Genomic DNA, 20,856 nt, shown 5'->3' on the forward strand with positions numbered 1-20,856 from the left:
TTTTTGCTGCCGTTTTAATTATCATACTTCTTATATCCTATAGAATTAGTATGTAAAAGTAATAATTGTAATTTTATTTCCAATATTCTTTCTCAATGTCTTATTGTTAATTTACTAAGTATTTTGTTAAAATAATTTTTAAAGATTGTTTTAATTCTTGAAGCGGCATATTTAAAGCATACTATCACAAATCCTCATCTTACTATAAAAAGAAGGATCTGTTTTATAGTCTAATAAAAGAATGCCAATCTTTAATTTAAGATTGGCATTCTTTAATTGATAAATAAAGTTGTGATATCAGCGGCACCTTCTAATGATCGAGTGTCGGTTTAATCCATTGTAATGTATATTTTTATATTCTAATCAGACAACATTAATAATTTAAAATAAAACCGGCGCCAAAGCCCATATCGCTGTCATAGTGGGAAGAAAGAGAACCCCATCTGGTGATTATATACCGTAGTCCTGCCATATATTCCTTGTCGGTGTTCCACATCAAATTCATTCTTAGCCTTTTGGAAACTGGAATGTCCTTACGTTCAAACTGTAATCTGACTTTACCGTCCGTAAAAACTTCAGCCTGTGCAACTATTAGCATGGGAAGGGTGTAATTGACCCCTAAACTTGCTACGGCACGTTTATCTTTAGTATTGTTTTGACCAAAAAGGTTTCTTTCTTGTACATCTTCTCCCATTTTTCGATATCTCCAGTCAAATCCGACAAATGGCATTAACCATTGCATTTTTCCTATATATCGACCAATATGTGTTTCAGTTTCATAACCATGCATGTCATTGTATCCTAATCTCCATTCAGTTCCAATACTCCAGCGCGTACTTTGATACATTGCTTCACCATCATTTCCATTGGTTGCAAAATCATTCTCTGCCATAAAATGGAATTTCCTGTCGTCTGCAAAAAGTTTTCGCTGGGCTAATTTTGGGTTAGGTATTTCCGGATTTGTAGGTGAATTTTCATAACTAAAAACTCTCCCCATTCCGCTCATCATATGATATAAAATATGACAGTGAAAGAACCAGTCGCCACCGTCTTCACTTGCAGCGAATTCAATGGTATCTGTCTCCATAGGCATGATGTCAATAATATTTTTTAAAGGGGCGAAATCACCTTGTCCATTAATAACCCTAAAATCGTGGCCATGCAGGTGCATTGGGTGGCGCATCATGGAATTGTTATGCAGAACAATGCGTAAAATTTCTCCTTTTTTGATCAGGATTTTGTCTGATTCCGAAACGACTCTGTTATCCAGACTCCAGACATAGCGATTCATATTGCCGGTAAGCTCGAATTTAAGTTCCCTTACCGAAGCATCTTTTGACAGTGCCGTGCTTGTAGGTGATTTTAGCATCGCATAATTTAATGTGACAATATCGGCAAGCGCATTAGCATTGTACTTATTTTCCATATTGTTCATGTCGTGCGTTTTATCAGCGGCACCCCCTTTTGTTTCCTCTTTGTTCATATCCATTGGCATGTCAGTGCCACCACTTTTTTGCGGGCCAGTAATTTCGGGGTACATTACGGTGTTCATGTCCATCTGGTTCAAAGACATCTTCATCCCCATATCATTCAGGTCTCCATTCATTTTCATCATATCGTTCATCATCTGCATGCCTTCAAAGTATTTCAGTTTCGGTAAAGGCGATATAAGCTGCTTGACGCCATTCCCGATATAAAGGGAAGTCGATTTTGTCCTATCCTCTGGCGTGGCTAAAAATTCATAGGAGGTGTTTTCTGCTGGAATGGCTAAGATAACATCATAGGTTTCAGAAACGGCAATTAGCAAACGATCTACCTCAACCGGCTCAACATCATTTCCATCACTAGCAACAACGGTAATTCTGCCTCCGGCATAGGTAAGCCAAAAATTACTGGAAGCTCCGCCGTTTGAAACACGTAATCGTACTCTATCACCTGCTTTAAACTGCGAAAGCTGGTTCTCATTTTTTCCATTGATTAAAAACTTCTCATAATAGACATCGCTAACATCCATGGCATTCATGCGCTTCCATTCATTAATAACCTTGGTTTTGAAATAGCCTTGTTGAATTGCTTCTCCATAACTTTGGGTTGTGCCCTTTTTAATTGCAAACCAATCTGAGGCATTGTGCAACATCCTATGAACATTCTCGGGCTTAATATCCGTCCATTCGCTTAATACAATTGGAATCGTTGGCAGATCATCTATTCCTTCTCTAAAGTTTGGATCGGAATTTCTCTTGTTCATCACAAACGAACCATACATCCCGATTTGTTCCTGCAATCCGGAGTGACTATGATACCAGTGAGTGCCATGCTGCCTGATTGGAAAAGAATATTTATATGTACTGTGTGGTTTTATTGGCATTTGGGTAAGATTAGGCACGCCGTCTTCCTTATTGGGCAAAAACAAACCATGCCAGTGTAAGGAGGTTTCTTCATCCAGCTCATTATGGACATAAATCTCTGCAGTATCACCTTCAGTAAAGGTTAAAGTTGGCATGGGTATCTGCCCATTCACCGCTATCGCCCTTTTTGATTTTCCAGAAAAATTCACCACTGTATCGCGAACATATAAATCGTATCGGACCACTTTTGGTGGCTCATCTTTTATCACTCTCTTTTTTACAGGTGGATTAGCTATTATCTTTTCCATGTTTTTCATATCATGGCTTTTATTCGTTTTGTCATTTTCTGCAGCAGGTTTTTCAGCGGCTGGCTTTTTAACAGTTGTTGTAGTTTTAGTTTTTTCTTTTACTAATCCCATACCACATTTTGGACATTTTCCTGGCTTTGGGGAATGAATTTCGAGATGCATTACACAAGTATAAAAAATCTGTGAATTAATCTTTTCAGTATTTTTCACACCTTGGGTCTTATCAGTTTCTACTTTTTGTATAGCTGAAGATTTAGCTTTCTCAGCAGTTGCTTTTTTTACTGGAGCTGAAGCTTTTGGTTTTTCTTTTACCAATGCCATTCCGCATTTTGGGCATTTCCCTGGCTTGGGTAAATGGATTTCGGGATGCATCGTACAGGTGTAGGTAATGTCTTCTTCCGCTTCTTTCACCGGCTTTTTATCCATATCCATTGTTTTCATATCTTGAGCCTGAATTAGTACAGGAAGCATGATAAATACTACTATTCTAAGTATATTTTTCATATTACTATTTTTATAGAAGATTGTTCTGTTATTTTTTTTTCATTTCATTCAACTTGGCTTTCATAAGTGCAATTTCAGCTTGCTGTGCTTTTATAATTTCCTGGGCAAGCTGGCTTATTTCAGGATCGTGGAGGGAAGCTTCTTTAGCCATGAGGATTGCCGCTGCATGGTGTGGAATCATTGATTTTAAGAATTGTTTATCCTCAACGGCCGATTGCTGTCGGATACAGGAAAAAAAAATGATCCCAGCAAGGCTGCCTGTGATTAGTAATACTTTGTTCCACTTTTTATTCATATACATACTACCCATTACAATAATCTCTATTATGAGCATCGGCATGGTCATTAGTCCAGCCATGTAAAATTGGTTTACATTAGGAATGATATTAGCAAAAACATCGACCATTGAATACATTAGTATATACATAGAAAAAAATGACAATATTATCATAATAGCTAGTTTTTTATACATTTTGGAGTTAACCTCTTTTGAATGCTGCTGTGTTGTGTGTTCCATTTTCATGATTTTTTGTTTTAAAAGTTATTTTGATTAATCTATTTCCCAACAAAACAAGTCTAATTTTACTATAACACTGTATTAGCTTAGATGCCAAGGTTTTTTTTATATGTTTATACTTTTCATTGTAATATTTTATCTTATTATTTATTTGCTTTTAAATAATAATTGTAATTCTTCAATCTGGTTTTTTAATTTTTCTGTCCCCTTCATTTTTTTCTTTTCTGCAATTGCTAGGGCTTTCTTTGCTGCTTCAATGGCATTGGGATAATCCTTTAGTTCCGTAGCTATTTTTTGTCTCAAGGCTGGATAATAAAAATTTTCGGAATCCAATTTTTCAGCCTCAGTTAACCAGGCTACTGTTTGGCTATCTGCTCTGCCAGTGGCTGAATAATAATTTGCTGCCTGAAATAATAAAGTTGCATTTTCACTTTTCTCATTTATAATATATTTGTCAATTAAAGCTAAAATTTCTTTGTCAGCTTTGCTCTTCATTGGTATTTTAACCATGGTATTTTCCCATTCTATTTTAAGGAAACCTTCTCCTTTACTATTGATGTCATTTAATTCGATGGTAAAAGTTTCATAGAAATTAGTCGTTTTTTCAGTGGGAATGGTAAAACGCATAACGTCTTTTTTCTCATCATATCCAGTTTCGCCATGTAAAGAAATATCACTATTTATAATAATAGTCCACTCATTTTCTAAAGGAATTGTAAATATGGAGTAAGTTCCTGCTTTTAAGATATTACTTCCAAAGGTGATATCTTCATTGGTATTAATGGTGGTGCAGTCGCTGGCACCTGTTCGCCAGAGTTTGCCAAAGGGTACTAATTCTCCAAATATTTTTCGCCCTCTAGCTAAGGGTCTGCTAAAAGTCATCTTGATTGTTGCGCTTCCAATTTCTTGTTGAAATGATGCAGAGGGACTGGCAGGGGTAAGCTTAATTTGAACTTTTTCTTGTGCAGAAATTGATATCGATTGAATAATAATGAAGCTTAGTAGAATTATGTTTTTCATAGTTTTTTAATTTTAAATTGATTTTGATATTTTTTCCATTATCGAATGGTCGGAGCCAAATTTGCATATGGCATCACAATTAGCTCTCAGCTCAGAAAACAGTATATATTTTATATTCATTTTAGAGTTTTTTATAACGGGCCTATTTAGCTGAAGAACGACATCCTTTTCGCGGTTGTTTGGAATAATGATATAGAAAACTTCCTGTCCGTTTGAAATGGTAAAGTATAGGTCTGACAACCGCAGTATGCCGGAGTAGATACTAGTGCTCTTTTCTACTTCAAAGGCTCCAATAATTTTGTTTGTGCCTTTTTCGAACCACAGCACATCAATTAGCCTGATGGTATTTTGAGTGTCTTTGTCGGTAGGCAACTCAGGGAATTTCCCAAGTGAAATAAAGGAAAAATTTTGTCCATTAAACGATTTGCTTTTATCATTACTCGCCGGAGTAACATCGAAACCCAGGGAACTGCCTATTTTTAGCAGATGGTACTGCATTTCGCTATGCAGATTTTCTTCGAGTTTTTCGTCAAGTATTTCTTTCTGGCGCTTGTGCACGTTTTTTTCAAATCTTGAACGTTCCGCTTCGCTTAAATATTCATCACTGCCGATTAGCATTTTCTGAGTTCCAATTTCAAAACACAATCCCGCAATGGCACCCAAATCATTTGAGAGCTGAGATTTATGCAAACTGTTAGTTTCCAATAAAGTCTCTCGAATTTTAAGATATTCTGTCCAGCTTCCTAATTTTTTTTTGTCTTTAAAAAGAAAATTAAAACCATTGAGAATAGCAGTATTGAATGGTGGGAACCAGGTTGGGTGTATGAAATACAAAATACTGGCAACCGCAGGTCCTAAGCCTTTAATTTTTAATTCATCAAGTCTTATGATTTCTTTTACAACCTGTTCTTCAGACTTGGCATTGATACAATTTTCAAGAAACTGACCAAAAGCCAATTTATTGTTTTGATTTTCATAGATATCTGGAATGCGTAATTTGGGTTTCCAGTAAAACGGATGCGAAACTCCGGCAAAGACTTGTTTTTGTTCGGCAATGCAGCTCAGCACAAATTCTAGGCTGCTTTCTTTGAAATCATTAGGAAAGGTTTTGCTTTTAATATCCTCAATGACTTGCAGAACACCGCGTCTTATAGTGCGAAATGCCTTTAATCGTTGATCGTTATATATAAACCAGGTATTGTAGACACTTTCGTTATCAATTTTATACTGCAGAATAATTTGTCCTAGATTGGTCATCTTTGTTTGTATAGTAAATTATTTATTCTTTAGAGTTTTAAACTTCTTAATCGCAATGCATTGACAATAACAGATACAGAACTAAAGCTCATTGCCAGGGCAGCAATCATAGGAGAAAGTAATATTCCGAAAAACGGATATAAAACTCCAGCTGCAACAGGAACCCCTAATACGTTGTATATAAAAGCAAAGAAGAGATTTTGTTTTATATTGCTCATTACAGCATGGCTCAGGTTTTTAGCTTTTACAATTCCTTGCAAATCTCCTTTTACCAATGTAATCTTGGCACTTTCTATTGCAACATCTGTTCCTGTTCCCATCGCAATTCCGATATCCGATTGTGCCAAAGCCGGCGCATCATTTATACCGTCACCCGCCATAGCAACAATTTTTCCTTCAGCTTGTAATTTCTCGATTACTTTTAATTTATCCTCTGGTAAACAGCCTGCTTGAAAAGAAGTCAAATGCAATTCGTCGGCAACAGCCTTGGCAGTATTTATATTATCTCCCGTAAGCATGATTACTTCAACTCCTTGACGCATTAATTCTTTTATAGCAGCAGCACTGGTTTCTTTTATGGCATCGGTTATCGTTACAAATCCCACCACGTTTTTATCTACAGCGATGTAAGAAACCGTCTTTCCTAATTTTTGCTCGGCAATAATTTTCTCTTCTATGACAGCAGAAACAATTGCCCCTGCTTGCTCCATTAATTTTTTATTGCCTAATGCCGTCTTCTTACCAATAGCAGTTCCAATCACTCCTTTACCTGCGATGTTTTCAAAATCATTGACTTTTGTCAAAGAGACATTTTTCGCTTTTGCAAATTTCACTACGGCCTGTGCCAAAGGGTGTTCGCTATATTGATTTAAAGAAGCAATAAATTGTAACAGTTCCTCTTCTGAATACTCGAAAGCAACAATTTTCTCTACAGAAGGTTTTCCTTCGGTAATTGTCCCCGTTTTATCAGTAATCAGAACATTTACTTTGTTCATATTTTCTAAGGCTTCGGCATTTTTTATGAGAATTCCCGATTGTGCTCCTTTACCAACCCCTACCATTACAGACATCGGTGTTGCTAAACCCAGTGCACATGGACAAGCAATTATCAATACGGCAATGGCGTTGATAAATCCGTAAACCATTGCCGGTTCCGGGCCAAATTTTGCCCAAATGAAAAAAGTAAGAACAGAGATAACAACAACAATCGGCACAAAATATTTGGCGATACTATCTGCTAGTTTCTGTATTGGTGCTCTGGAACGGCTTGCATTATTGACCATTTGTATAATTTGCGAAAGCAAAGTTTCCGAACCTACTTTTTCGGCAATCATAACAAATGATCTGTTTCCATTGATGGTTCCTGATGATACCGCATCTCCCATTTTTTTATCCACAGGAATTGGTTCGCCGGTAATCATCGATTCGTCTATTGTGCTTTCACCATCGGTTATCTTCCCATCCACAGGAATTTTGTCTCCGGGTTTTACCCGTAATAAATCACCTTTTTTGATATCATGGATTGAGATTATTTTATCGACTCCTTCAAGAACCAAAGTAGCTTCGGTAGGTGCTAATTTCAATAATTCTTTTATGGCACCACTGGTTTGACTGTGCGCTCTTGCTTCAAGCAATTGTCCTAGTAATACCAGTGTAAGAATTACCGTTGCCGCTTCAAAATAAAGATGAATTGTTCCGTGTTCCGATTTAAACTCCTCCGGAAATACATCCGGAAAAAACATTCCAACAATACTAAACAAAAATGCTACCCCAGTACCAATTGCGATAAGGGTAAACATATTTAAATTCCAAGTTACAATTGATTTCCATCCGCGAACGAAAAACATCCAACCGGCATAAAACATCACGGGGAGTGAGAAAATCAGCTGAACCCAATTCCATTTTTGAACGTCCATTATTTTCAATAATGGATTGTCATGCATCATCTCTATCATAGCAATAAAAAAGATAGGCACCGTAAAGAGTATTGCTATTTTCATTTTTTGCAGCAACTCCTTATATACTTTGTTCTCCTCTGTATCCGTTGGCTCCATAGGCACTAAGTCCATTCCACAAATTGGGCATGAACCAGGCGCATTGGTAATAACTTCCGAATGCATCGGACAGGTATATTGCTGTACTTGAATAGCTGCTGGCTCTTGTATCAAATCCATTCCGCACACAGGACAATCTCCGGCTTTATCATACATTTTATCACCTTCACAATGCATTGGGCAATAGTATTTTCCACCGGCATGATTATGAGGTACCGCTATTTTTTTATGATCCTTGTTGTGTTGATGATCATTAGCAGTACTACAGCATGATTTCTCAGCTGTTTTTTCGTGGGAATGAGTAGCATGAGTCATTTCAATGGTGTACTTTCCAACGGCAGTTAATGCGGCTTGAAGTTCTTCGGTGGCAATATGTTTTTCCATCGTAATGGTTGCCATCGGTGGATCTAATGTGACATTTGCCTTTATTCCTTCGACTGCATTTAATGTTTTTTCTACTTTGGTGCGGCATCCATCGCAAGTCATTCCTGATATTGTATAGGTATGTGTCATAAGGTTGTTTTTTTAGATACGATGTGTTATTTGTTTAGTATATAGAAAGTTAGTGTTTTTTTTTGAAGCTAATATGTATTTTAAACTTGTTTCAAATGGCTTGTTTCTCATCAGCTGTTTCAACCAATTGTTTAACACTAAAAAATAATTACAAACCGTCTTCAATCTTAGATTCTGATTATTTAATTGTTTCTTTCACCTCACCACATTTAAGCATTTTTTCTCCAAAGTAAGGGTTACGCACTTCTTTGGTAGTACTAATCCATACTGCCCCTTTATTATCAAAAGCCATTGGACAATAGTGCACATACAGCTCAGCGTCAGCCATTCCTGCTTTCTTCAGCAAGCCAACCATTTCATTACTTAGTTGAGAATAAGCTACTCGCTGCTTTTCAATATCCGGAGCTGAAACGATTGCCCCAGCACTTGTAACAAGATTACTGTTGGCGCTGATTTTTTGCGCTCCCGCCTCAATCGCATTAGCTGCCAGTTTTGCCTCTGCGATATTACCTTGAGTAAGGGCAACTGTTAAATGAGTATACTGGCTGTAAATTGCGTTTAAAAGATCATCATTTATCTTTACTTCGGATTCCTTAGTAATTGCGACTGACGTTTTCTTATTCTGTGGAATCTCTTTCTTTTTGTTTTCATTATTACCACAGGCAATAAGCAACAAGATTGATAATATGGAGATTCCTGATTTGATTAATTCTTTCATTATTTGCTTGATTAATTATTACATTTTCATTCCTGACATTGGGTTTTTGCCTTTTTTTAATATAAATTCACTGTACAAGAGATAGGCGCCAGTTGCAACCACAATATCACCTTTTGTTAAGCCACTGGTAATTTCGACTTCATCGAAGGTTTCAGAACCAATAGCCACCATTCTAGGCTGATATTTGCCTTTTTCAATTTCAATCCACACATGTGTACCGCTGCCGTCTCTTATTACGGCATCTACAGGTATGGTTAATTTCATTTTTTGTTCTGATGAAGGCAGTAAAACAATTGCCTGTTGACCTGCCTGCCATTGCTTGTTTGGATTGGCAATAGCACCTCGCAGCTGTATGAGCTGTTTGCTTGTCTGCAGGGCAGGATTTATAAAATCTACTGTCATTGTTTGGGGCTGATCTTCATAACCCGAGACTATAACTTTTACTTTTTGGCCTATTTTAACTTTACCAGCATCTGCGGGATAGACATCAGCTTCGACCCATAAACGGGTATAATCTTCCAGTTTCATAATAGAGCCTCCTTCTGCTACATATTGGCCTTCTGTTATGGAAAGTTCTGCAACTATTCCTGAATCCGGGGCATAATAAACAACATAAGGAGAAGCTTTTTGTTTTTTTAATAATTCATTAAGCTGTGCTTCAGATTGTCCATATAATAATAGTTTTTGTTTTGCAGCATTTTTTATTTGGGCAAATCGTTTATCCTCAGTAAAGCTTGCAGCCTGTGCCGTAGCTAGAAGGTACTCCTGCTGCAGGGCTGAAAGCTGCTCTGAATATATTTTGTACAAAGGCTGGCCTTTTCGAACGGGAACACCAGTTTCTTTTACATACAACTCTTCAATCCTTCCTGCCACACGACTTGAAATGTAAATAGTTTGCTCAGGGTCAGTAACCAAACGTCCGTTAAGATGAGAAGAATTTGAAAATTCATTTTCCCCAGCAGTTATTGTAGTCAGATTAGCTAGTGCCTGCTGGCTGGGTCCCAAGGTTAGAAAGTCCTGTGCGTTGTTTTTTTCGAAAGGCACTAAATCCATTCCACAGATCGGGCATGAGCCGGGGCCATCTTTTACAATTTGCGGATGCATGGGGCAGGTATAGGTTTGAGCTTTTTCCTGACTGGTTTTTTTTTCTTCTTTTTGGGCACATGCTGTAAATAGAAGTGGAAAAACCATTGCAATGAGCAAAATAGTACGAATTATTAGTTTATTGTTCATGGCTTAATTTTTTAATTTATTTTCTGAAGCTGTCTTGATAAAACTCTCACTGTCTATCATATAAGCCGCATTACTGGCGATATTCCAATTATTGATGTCTTGGTCTATTAGCACCATTCCATCACCATTATTTTTCGTTTTAACTTCTCTGGGAACAAACACGTCCTGCTCTTTTTTGAAAACGATGGATTTATTTCCTAAATTAAGAACGGCGCTTTGTGGAAGCCACCAGCCTTTACTGACAATAGGAATGGCTGCAGTTACTAATTTTCCGGTCTGAAATTTATTATCCTGCAAATAAATTCGGGCTATGGTAAAGTTGCTTCCCTCTTTAAAGACGGGTTGAATGAGTCCGATAGTACCAGTATACACGGTTTGCTTATCTGAGGGTTCATAAAACACCAACTTTTGTCCTTTTTTAATCTGGGATGATACCGATGGATCAAAAGCAAACTCAGCGATAAGGTTTTTGTTGGTATATATTGTAAAAAGAGATTGTCCTGCACCAACATATTGTCCTTCTCTTAGCATAATAGCAGAGGAAGCAGGGGCAGATGCGCTGCTATTTGATGCTGCACTGCTACTTGAACCCATTGCGCCCATACCATCATCTGACGGTGCGCTTTGAGGCGAAGCCGCAGGAGCTGTTGCAGAAGCATTTGCCGCTCCCGTGTTGTCTAAGATGTACCCGGTGGCATTACTGTAAACAGGAATGCGATAGGAGATTTTACCTGTTTTTAATACCTGTTGAATTTGCCCCTGTTGCATACCCAGCAGAGAGAGTCTGTCTTTTGCTTTTTGAAGCATCGGATTGTTTGGGTCAGATTGATAAATAAATAACAACTCTCTTTGCGCGGCAGCCAGATCAGGGGAATAGATTTCCATGATTAACTGTCCTTTTTTTACGGGCTGATAATTGTACTTAATCAGCAGACGCTCAATCCTTCCGCTTACCCTGCTGGAGATACTGGTCTGCTCGCGGGTATCGTAGGTAATAATTCCCTGTACCTGCATAGAGAATATTTTAGTACCCTCGTCAGGTTTTATGACAGATATGTTTGAAACAACTTGTTCGTTAACTGGTTTTAAAAGGTGTTTCAGGCTGCTGTCTATAGCTGTTTCCGTTCCAGGAGTGTGTCTTGCAACCAATTCCATCCCGCATATTGGGCAGCTGCCGGGCTTATCCTGAATAACTTCGGGATGCATTGGACAAGTATATTCCTGATTTGTACTATGCTGATGTGCGGGCTTACTGTTATGCTCTGTTTTCTTGTTACAGGCTGTCAATACTAATATCGAAACGAATAACAATCCGACTAACTTAGCGATAGAGTTCTTTTTCATAATCGACAATCATTTGATATAGTTTTAATTTTTCATCTAATAAGTTATTCTGCAGCATATTTAAAGCTTCCCAGGAGTCAATTACTACAGGAATCTGCAGTTTGTTTTCCTGATAGTTCAGAAAGTTTACATCCAGCGATTTTTGCATTGAAGGGATTATTTTTGTTTCGAGTCCCTGGATTCTTTTTTGCATGGTCAGTATTTCATATTGCATACCATATAACATACCCTGGGTTTCCTGCAGCATGGCGGATTTCTCTTTCTCCATTGCCTGTACATTATATTGCATTGCTTTAACATCTGATTTATACATTTTTGATGACCATGGAGCAATAGGAATAGACATCATTGCCATTACCGAATAGGCTTTGGGCATCATTTTATCGAAAGAATTCATGTGGTCAAACTGGATTTTAAAAGAGGGATTTTTCTCCGCTTTCATCGCCTGAATACTGAGCTGCATCGATTCAATTCCCGCATCCATCTTTTTAATATCTCCCCGCACAGCAGCAAGACTTGTGGTGTCGTGCAAAGCAGGGTTGAAGACAGGAATAATACTTGTGTCGATTGAAAAATCAGCATTGCCAGGCTGGTTCATCAAGCTGTTGAGCCATGCTCTTGCTTTTGCGATTTCACCTTCCTGCATGCGGATCATATTTTTGTTCTCTTCAATCCTTGCGTCAATCTTGTATACATTACCCAATTGCGACTGATTGTAAGGATAGCGTACTTCCTCAATCTTTTTCATGGTCAACATTATCTTTTCGTTCTGATCCAAAACTTTCATTCGCTCTTCGGCTACCATCCAGCTGTAGTAGAGCTGTTTGGCCTGCGCTTTATAGTCGTTAAGGGTAACGGTCCGCGTAGCGTTCTCAATATTTCCTTGGGACTGGATAAATTTTTTCTTCTTGTTTAGCTTTCCTATATTGGGGATATCTTGTTCAACTCTGAACATTAAAGATCCTTTGTCGCGGTCATCCATAACTTCCTGAAAAGGATAGGGTGTCATAAATGTCCCAACACCCACCATTGGTGCCATCCATGCCGTTGCGGCATCAGCACTATATTTGTACCCTTCAGCCTTTAGGCTATAGCTTTGCAGGAGCACGTTTTTTTTATCAATCCTGTGAAGGATTGTATCAAGAGACAAGACCTGTTGGGTCTGGCTCAATAGCTGTAATGGCAGTAAAAGCAATAGTACTGCCAGTATTTTAATGTTTGACATCATGTACTTCAAGTTTGCCATATTTTCGTAATTCATATTCTTTAGACATTAGGAAAATAAGCGGGGTTACTAATAAGATATGTACGGCAGAGGTAAATACGCCGCCAATCATAGGCAATACGATTGGTTTCATTACATCCATTCCGACACCATTGGACCAAAGGACAGGCACTAATCCAAATAATGAGACACAGACGGTCATTAGTTTTGGGCGTAATCTCTTTGCGGCGCCGTGTACCACATATTCTCTGAGATCGTCTTTAGTAATGGTTTCTCTTGAATTACCTTTGGCCTTGATAAGCTGCTCCATTGCATCATTGAGATAGATAACCATCACAATTCCGGTTTCCACGGCAATACCAAACAAGGCTATAAAACCTACAGCTACTGCCACTGATAGATTGACATCCCAGAAAAAAATTATATAGGCACCTCCAATCAAAGCAAAAGGCACTGTTATAAGACTTAAGAAGGCTTCTCTAAGGGAATTAAAGGCAAAATAGAGGGAGAAGAAAATAATAAGCAATACTATCGGTGCAATGATTTTAAGGGTCTTTTCTCCGCTGATCAGGTTCTCATATTGTCCGCTCCATTCTATAAAGTACCCTTCGGGAAGTATATTTTTGGCACTTTCTAATTTTTTCATAGCTTCTTGTACGGTTCCCCCCATATCACGATCACGTATGTTGAACATGACTGCCCCGCGAAGGAGTGCATTTTCTGAACTAATCATTGGAGGGCCATCTACGAATTTAATATCGGCAACAGAAGATAGGGGCACCTCTCCAAAGGTTGGAGACTGCAGGGGAATGCGTTTAATGCGTTCTACGCTATTTCTATAGTCCTGTGCCATACGAACGCTTATTGAAAATCGTCTTCGTCCTTCAACGGTATTGCCGATGGACGCTCCTCCTAAGGCAAATTCCACGGTTTGGTTTACGTCATCTACAGTGAGTCCATAACGGGCCAGTTCGGAACGATTGACATCAACATCCAGGTATTTGCCACCAGTAATAGGATCCACAAATAAGTCAGACACTCCAGGGGTTCCCTCTAAAGCCATTTTTACTCTTTCTGATACTCGCGCAATGGTATCGAGATTTTGACCGTAGACTTTAATACCCACGTCGGTACGAATTCCTGTAGCGAGCATATTGATACGGTTGATGATAGGCTGTGTCCAACCGTTTACCACACCCGGGATCTGCAGTTTGGTATCGAGTTCCTTAATAATGTCTTTTTTGTCTATTCCTTTACGCCATTCTGATTTTGGTTTTAGCATGATAATGGTCTCAATCATGCTCATTGGGGAATTATCGGTAGCTGTATTAGCCCGTCCGGCTTTGCCTAAAACACTTTCTACTTCGGGAACTGATTTTATTATTTTATCCTGTACCTGCAAGATGCGTTTGATTTCTCCATTGGATACATCAGGCAGGGTAACAGGCATAAATAAAATGCTCTGCTCATCCAGTGGGGGCATGAACTCTGTTCCCAGCCGCATCAATAATGGAATGGAAATCAATAACGCCAAAATATTAACCGTAAGGGTTGTTTTTCTCCATTTTAGGACCCAGCGTATGATAGGCTCATAACCTTTTTCCAAAAAACGATTTACGGGATGTGCATCAGTTGGACGGAATTTCCCTTTCATAAAAAAAGAGATCAGTACCGGAGCTAATGTAAGTACCAACAAGGCATCCACAATCAGTATGAAAGTTTTTGTATAAGCCAAGGGATGGAATAGCTTTCCTTCCTGTCCGGTAAGCATAAATACAGGCAGGAAAGAAGTAATTATAATTATGGTGGCAAAGAATACCCCGCGAGAAACCTGCTTGCTGCTTTTCTCAATTACTTTAAGCCTTTCCTCTTCGGATATCCACTGTGTTTTTTTGCGAAATATATTTTTAATTCTTTTCATCAGAGTTTGTTTCAGTTTTTTGTTCGGATTCCCATTGTGCATACCGTTGTGAGAGATGCTGGTAGGCATTTTCACTCATAATAATACCGTTGTCAACTATTACCCCAATGGCAAGTGCGATACCGGTAAGGGACATGATATTGGAGGATATTCCAAAGGCATTTAGAAGTATGAAACTCGCGGCAATTGTAATTGGGATCTGGATTATGATACTTAATGCGCTGCGCCAATGGAAAAGAAAAATAATAACGATAAGCGAAACCACAATCATCTCTTCAATTAAGGTGCGCTTAACCGAATCAATAGACTCTTTGATCAGATGCCCTCGGTCATATACAATATTGAATTTTACCCCTTTAGGAAGCCCTTTTGCGACTTCTTTCATCTTTTCTTTCACATTATCAATAACGGCATCGGCGTTTTCACCGTAACGCATCACGACGATGCCTCCAACAGCTTCGCCTGTACCATTATGATCAAAGATTCCCAATCGGGTTTCTCCGCTCATCTGGACTGTTCCTATATCGCTGACTTTTATAGGGATACCATTCTGGTTTTTCAGTGGAATATCCTCAATTTCTTTTATGGATTTCAGATAACCGGATGTCTTAATGATATAGCCAATATCACTCATGTCGAATTTTCTTCCGCCGCTTTCGTTATTATTGGCTCGTACGGCGCTTATAACCTCAGGGACAGACAGCTTATAATATAGCAGTTTGTTTGGATCAATGGTAACCTGGTATTCTTTTTGAAATCCTCCAAAAGAAGCAATTTCACTTACTCCGGGGACATTTTGCAAAGCAAATTTGACATACCAGTCCTGCAGTGCCCTTTGTTCGCCAAGGTCAATGCCGGGAGCGTCCAAAGTATACCAGAGTATATGGCCAACTCCGGTTCCATCGGGTCCCAATTGCGGTGCAACTCCTTTGGGCAGGGTGCTGCTAATTGTACTGAGCCTTTCCAGTACTCTTGATCTTGCCCAGTATACATCAACATCATCCTCAAAAATGACATAGATAAAACTCATTCCAAACATGGAAGCAGCCCTTACATATTTAATTTTAGGCAATCCCTGAAGGTTGGTAACCAAGGGATAGGTGATCTGGTCTTCAACGAGCTGTGGAGCACGTCCCATCCATTCTGTAAAAACGATTACCTGATTTTCAGATAGATCTGGAATAGCATCAATAGGATTTTTTTGAATAGAGATAATACCCCAAACAAATATTCCTGCTGATAATAGTAATATGATGAAACGGTTGCGCAGGGACCATTCTATTAATTTGTGTACCATAGATTTAATTTATTTTTGAAAGACTATCACTTACTTTTTCAATCCAATTGAGTAGCTGTTCTTTCTGAACAGTATTCAGTACTGCATCTTTATGGATCAGCGTATAGGAAGCCAAAGGCATTTGATTGGCTTTTATCTGCTTGGCAATTCGGTCTAATTTATTTTCCTGTTTTCGTTTCGAATAACTTCCCCATTGGCTGAAATTCAAATTTTCTTTTCCTTCCTTGATATGTCCTTCCATAAAGGTACGTGCCGGCTGGATGTAGGAGTACCATGGATATTGCGTGTTGCTGCTGTGACAATCGTAACAAGAAGTCTTAAGAATCGTTTGTATATTTTTGGGAATGGGATAGACTTTTGAAATGTGAATTGGTAAAACCTGCCCGTAATCGGAATTGCGGGCAGGCTGATACAATTGCATCAGTAGAAAAATAATTAACCCAATAAAAAGAATCTTTCTGATGAACCGTTTCATTTTACAATTGTTTTTTCATTGAACCGCAGGTAAGCATTTTAGAACCATAGTAAGGGTTTTTTATCTCTTTTGTTTCACTGATCCAGATAGCTCCTTTTCCACCATCATACATAGGGCAAGAATCCTGATATAGTGTTTTTGCAGCTCCAAAAGTTTTGATCAAATCATTTATGTCTTTACTCAATAGAGCGAAATGCTCTCTTTGATGCTCAATATTACCGCCATTGGCCCCAATATGTTCTGCATGCTCTTTGGCATCGTCAGCTATATCAAGATATTCAGCTTTGGATTTTGGATTTATCGATTTTACATTTGTGGTTTTGAAAGCCGAATACAGTGCCTTGCCAGCTTTAGCGGCCCCGTTGCTGTCATCTTTTGCGAGTGCATTTTTTAACGCTAAATAATCTGCAACAATTTGCTGAGTTGAAAATTTTGCTTCTGTTTTTTTGCTTTGCGCATTGCCAGAAACCATTACGCATACCATTAATATGGCTGAAAGAATTGTATTTTTCATTTTAATTATATTTTAAATTGTTTAAAAAATAGGTTGCTATTGATTTTTTTTCTAAATATCTATTGGACTGTCTACACAATAAACACATGGGAAATAAGTGAATATTCAGCAAAGAGTATCGCACGGCGTAGTCTAAAAAAATTAGATACATTTCAATAAATTATGAACATCATTAGTCACGAGAAAATTGAGTGGTCATTATGTAAACAGCCCGATAAATTTATTAGTACTTAGCTGTACTATAGTTCTTTTTTCATAGAACCACAGGTTAACATTTTTTTTCCTTGATATGGGTTTTTGATCTCCTTGGTTTCGCTTATCCAAATAGCTCCTTTTCCGCCATCATACATAGGACAAAAGTCCTGATACAATTTTTGTTCTGATTTGAAAGATTTTATCAAATCATTCATGTCTTTACTTAACACGGCAAAATGCTCTCTCTGGTGTTCAATATTTCCGCCGTTAGCTCCAATATGTTCTGCGTGTTCTTTGGCATCATCAGCAATATCAAGATATTCTGCTTTTAATTTCGCATCTATCGAATTGGGATTTACACTGTTAAAAACTGCATATAATGCCTTGCCTGCATCTGCAGCTCCTTTTGTATCATCTTTGGTTAATGCATTTTTTAGGGACAGATAATTACTCACGATTTCGTTTATAGAAAATGTTCCTTGAGCAGTCTGGGCTGTTTCTACTTCTGCACTTTTTCCGGCCGTTTCCTTTACTGGCTCGGTTAATTCCATTCCGCATTTGGAACATTTGTCTCCTTTTTTTCCTGTAATTTCAGGATGCATGGAACAGGCATACAATTGCGAGTCATTCTGAGCTGTCCCGGAAGCCGCTTCAGGAGCTGCAGTTTCTTTGTTTTTTGAATTACAAGCTGTAAGTACAATTGCCATTACAAGGGTTGAGAAAATTAGTTTTTTCATTTTTTTTAGTTTTTATCTCTAATGAATGTTTTTTTGTCTAACATTCCTTTGTTTGAGTGTTATAAGAATTATTCTTTTTTTGATTGCAAATCCAATCTCTATTTTGCCTTTTAAATGCCTTTATATCAGATTTATATTTTCAGCACCAATCCGTTGGGTTTTCTACCGACATTAATCGTTTTAGAGACCGTATGGTTTGATACATTAACAACAGAGACCGTATTGGCGGTCTGATTGGTCACATAGGCAGTATTTCCATCTGCTGTAAATGTTATAGCATGTGCACCGGCACCAGTAGTGAATACACCTCCATGAACCCACATCATCTTAGTCTGGTCCCAGGTCCAATAATGGACTTTTGCATTGACAGGATCACTTACCCAAAGTTCTTTCTTATTTCCATTGTGAGACGCTATTCCAGGCATAAATCCTAGATCAATGGTTTGGCCTACGGCATCGGTTGCCACATTGATTACCGAGATAGATTGCCCGTCTTCATTATCAACATACATTCTGGCGTCAGTTCCTGTCCAGGCACCCACAGGGTTTTTTCCCACAGCAACTGTGGCTGTAACCTGCTTGGTTGCGGTATTTATAACTGACACAGTATTGTCATCTCCATTAGCAATATAAGCCTTAGTCCCATCAGAAGAAAAGGTAAGCTCAGCGGGCATCATGCCAACTGCAATGGTGCTTTTCAATGCGTATGTTAAGGCGTCATAAACCAGAACTTTTCCATTGATGTCCATTTGCGGCACCCAGATTTCTGAACCATTTGGGCTGTATATTGTGTTGTGGTTCATCATTGGCAGGCTGATATTTTTTACTGTTGCCCCACTGGCTGGGTCAATTACAAGGAGTTTACCTGTCATTCCTCCCATACCTGCGGTATGGCCTGCAGAGAAGTCCATTCCGGGTACACCGATAGCCAGATGATTGGAATGTAAAGAAATGTGGTGCGGCCACATGATCATATCGTTGCCGCTGCCCATTAGGCTTAAGGTTTCTGTAACTTCATTAGTTTCCAATTTGATTACTGAAATTGTGCCGTCCTGACCATTGACCACATAAGCGGCAGGATAGTTTATATTCAGTTTTGGATCGGACATATTCATATCATCCATTTTACTGCAAGAAAACAGCGAAACGGTCCCTAAAATTAAAACTCCAAGCATTGAACTAACGGTTATTATATTTTTCATTTTTTGATTTGGGATTATTTGATTGTTTCTATAGTTGATCCACAGCTTAACATCTGTGAACCGTAATACGGATTCTTGATGCCGCTTTCTTTGCTGAGCCAATTCGCATCAACCATTGGACAATGATTATAATAAACCGGCTGCGGCTGATCAGCAGTTTTTATAAGATCGTACGTGTTTTTGGAAAGGCTTTTAAAGGATTCCCTTTGCTTTTTTACATCTTGGTTTTCAGAAATATTTGTGGCATCTGAAGCTAAACTTTTCATTGCATTCATCCATGCAGTATGTTCTTTTGGCTTTAGGTTCTCCATTTTAATAGCATTGATTGCAGTAAGGAGCTCTTTAGATTTCAATGCGGCAGTTTTAGCATCTGTTTTCACCAAAGCATCTTTTACATCAAAGTAGCTGTCGAAAATTGCTTTAAAAGGACTGTTTTCTTGTGCATCTGCAGGAACTGCGGCTGTATGCTGTGAATGATCCATTTTACCCATATCCATTTCGGATTTTTTTATTGGAGCCGCCATATTTGTTCTTTCATATTGGCAGCATTGTGGAAGTTTTGCATAGGCGTCACCAGGAGCTAAGAACTGGTCGCTGTCATATCCTGCTAAGGCAATTCTTTTCAGGACTTCATCCTGATTTGTTTTCTTCTCATCATAGGTAATAGCCGCTATTTTGGTGTTTTCATTCCAGTTTACCGAAGCGATATTTTTGATGTTTCCTGCTTTTTCAATAGCAGTTTTGCACATTAAACAATTACCATAAATTTTTGCATTTATGTTTTTTGCATTTTTTATAGGTGCGCCAAACACTATGACTGACAGCAATAGAGTGATTGCCATCAATCCTTTTTGAATTGATTTCATTTTAAAATGTATTTGAAGTGAATATTGCTTTTGAGAAATAATTGCATACAAGAACTGTATAGAGAATTATTCTACAAAAAGCGAAAAATAAAAAAATGAAGCAGTTAGGCTTCCTTTTTTGACACACGTATGGCTGTCAAAAAAGGTATTTAGCTTATTTTAGGGATAAGCCAGATAGTATAGAAACCAGAGAGAATGGAGGTTTCTGAACTGTGGAATTTTTGTTTTTTAGAAAAAACACTTATAGTGATGTTTTTAAAGTCAAGTTGGTTAAAGAAAGTAATTCCTCCGTTACAGATTGAGACACAACCGCATGACTTGTGCCCACATTTATGACCGCAGCAGCCATCATTATTTTTTTTGGAATGACTGCCATCTTTCGAGCAGCAATCATTGTCATGATTTTTGGAAGCTTCTTTAGTATAAGAAATCTTTCCAGAAAGTTTTCCACAAGCAAAAGTAGCCATTGGCATCAAGAAGAAACCTAAGGTAATAATTACTATGATGTGGAATCTTTTCATAAGACATGTAAAATCGTAAACAAAGATAATTATAAAAATATCTCTGTTTATAAATGAAATGTTAAAATTGTTATTTTTTCATAGTTT

General features: G+C 38.1%; 17 protein-coding genes. All 17 read right to left on the minus strand.

All coding sequences use genetic code 11. The features are described from left to right. Positions 1–373: 373 nt before the first annotated feature. The 17 genes from ACHRV0_RS12470 to ACHRV0_RS12550 all read right to left on the minus strand — a co-directional run bounded on the left by ACHRV0_RS12470 (position 374) and on the right by ACHRV0_RS12550 (position 20,769). Entirely contained in the window at positions 374–3,160 is a 2,787-nt protein-coding gene (locus tag ACHRV0_RS12470) for a multicopper oxidase domain-containing protein (protein WP_395441041.1), read from the minus strand. A gap of 28 nt (positions 3,161–3,188) precedes the next feature. Then, a complete protein-coding gene (locus ACHRV0_RS12475; RefSeq protein WP_395441042.1) occupies positions 3,189–3,683 on the minus strand; it encodes a DUF305 domain-containing protein in 495 nt (164 codons plus the stop codon). Positions 3,684–3,824: 141 nt separating this feature from the next. Further along, the gene (locus ACHRV0_RS12480; RefSeq protein WP_395441043.1) at positions 3,825–4,697 is read right to left on the minus strand and encodes a DUF2911 domain-containing protein; all 873 of its coding nucleotides are present in this window, start codon (positions 4,695–4,697) and stop codon (positions 3,825–3,827) included. Positions 4,698–4,709: 12 nt separating this feature from the next. Beyond that, entirely contained in the window at positions 4,710–5,954 is a 1,245-nt protein-coding gene (locus ACHRV0_RS12485; RefSeq protein ID WP_395441044.1) for a hypothetical protein, read from the minus strand. 29 nt (positions 5,955–5,983) lie between these two features. Then, on the minus strand, positions 5,984–8,521 hold the full coding sequence (locus ACHRV0_RS12490; protein WP_041515710.1) for a heavy metal translocating P-type ATPase: 2,538 nt from the start codon (positions 8,519–8,521) through the stop codon (positions 5,984–5,986). A 178-nt stretch (positions 8,522–8,699) separates the two neighbouring features. Next, positions 8,700–9,239 carry a DUF3347 domain-containing protein gene (locus ACHRV0_RS12495; RefSeq protein WP_072953512.1) on the minus strand — a complete coding sequence of 180 codons (540 nt, stop codon included), beginning with the start codon at positions 9,237–9,239 and terminating at the stop codon, positions 8,700–8,702. Positions 9,240–9,257: 18 nt separating this feature from the next. Next, positions 9,258–10,430 carry an efflux RND transporter periplasmic adaptor subunit gene (locus ACHRV0_RS12500; protein WP_395441045.1) on the minus strand — a complete coding sequence of 391 codons (1,173 nt, stop codon included), beginning with the start codon at positions 10,428–10,430 and terminating at the stop codon, positions 9,258–9,260. A 45-nt stretch (positions 10,431–10,475) separates the two neighbouring features. Beyond that, positions 10,476–11,816 (minus strand): efflux RND transporter periplasmic adaptor subunit, encoded by a 1,341-nt coding sequence (locus ACHRV0_RS12505; RefSeq protein WP_041515713.1) that lies wholly within the window; start codon positions 11,814–11,816, stop codon positions 10,476–10,478. Next, positions 11,794–13,077 carry a TolC family protein gene (locus ACHRV0_RS12510; RefSeq protein WP_205625277.1) on the minus strand — a complete coding sequence of 428 codons (1,284 nt, stop codon included), beginning with the start codon at positions 13,075–13,077 and terminating at the stop codon, positions 11,794–11,796. The genes ACHRV0_RS12505 and ACHRV0_RS12510 overlap by 23 nt, the downstream gene beginning before the upstream one ends. After that, the gene (locus tag ACHRV0_RS12515; RefSeq protein ID WP_008463755.1) at positions 13,028–14,962 is read right to left on the minus strand and encodes an efflux RND transporter permease subunit; all 1,935 of its coding nucleotides are present in this window, start codon (positions 14,960–14,962) and stop codon (positions 13,028–13,030) included. The genes ACHRV0_RS12510 and ACHRV0_RS12515 overlap by 50 nt, the downstream gene beginning before the upstream one ends. Next, positions 14,949–16,259, minus strand: coding sequence for an efflux RND transporter permease subunit (locus tag ACHRV0_RS12520; RefSeq protein WP_008463756.1), 1,311 nt, complete (start codon positions 16,257–16,259; stop codon positions 14,949–14,951). Before ACHRV0_RS12520 ends, ACHRV0_RS12515 begins: the two co-directional genes overlap by 14 nt. Positions 16,260–16,263: 4 nt before the next feature. Then, a complete protein-coding gene (locus ACHRV0_RS12525; RefSeq protein ID WP_008463760.1) occupies positions 16,264–16,734 on the minus strand; it encodes a heme-binding domain-containing protein in 471 nt (156 codons plus the stop codon). A 1-nt stretch (position 16,735) separates the two neighbouring features. Continuing rightward, positions 16,736–17,248, minus strand: coding sequence for a DUF3347 domain-containing protein (locus tag ACHRV0_RS12530; RefSeq protein WP_008463761.1), 513 nt, complete (start codon positions 17,246–17,248; stop codon positions 16,736–16,738). A gap of 239 nt (positions 17,249–17,487) precedes the next feature. Continuing rightward, a complete protein-coding gene (locus ACHRV0_RS12535; protein ID WP_008463762.1) occupies positions 17,488–18,180 on the minus strand; it encodes a DUF3347 domain-containing protein in 693 nt (230 codons plus the stop codon). Between the two features lie 131 nt (positions 18,181–18,311). Next, positions 18,312–19,382, minus strand: coding sequence for a hypothetical protein (locus tag ACHRV0_RS12540; protein ID WP_008463763.1), 1,071 nt, complete (start codon positions 19,380–19,382; stop codon positions 18,312–18,314). Positions 19,383–19,396: 14 nt separating this feature from the next. After that, entirely contained in the window at positions 19,397–20,248 is an 852-nt protein-coding gene (locus ACHRV0_RS12545) for a DUF3347 domain-containing protein (RefSeq protein WP_008463764.1), read from the minus strand. A 149-nt stretch (positions 20,249–20,397) separates the two neighbouring features. Next, on the minus strand, positions 20,398–20,769 hold the full coding sequence (locus ACHRV0_RS12550) for a hypothetical protein (RefSeq protein WP_035690951.1): 372 nt from the start codon (positions 20,767–20,769) through the stop codon (positions 20,398–20,400). Positions 20,770–20,856: the final 87 nt, after the last annotated feature.

It is taken from the genome of Flavobacterium sp. FlaQc-30, assembly GCF_044005885.1.
Lineage (GTDB): Bacteria > Bacteroidota > Bacteroidia > Flavobacteriales > Flavobacteriaceae > Flavobacterium.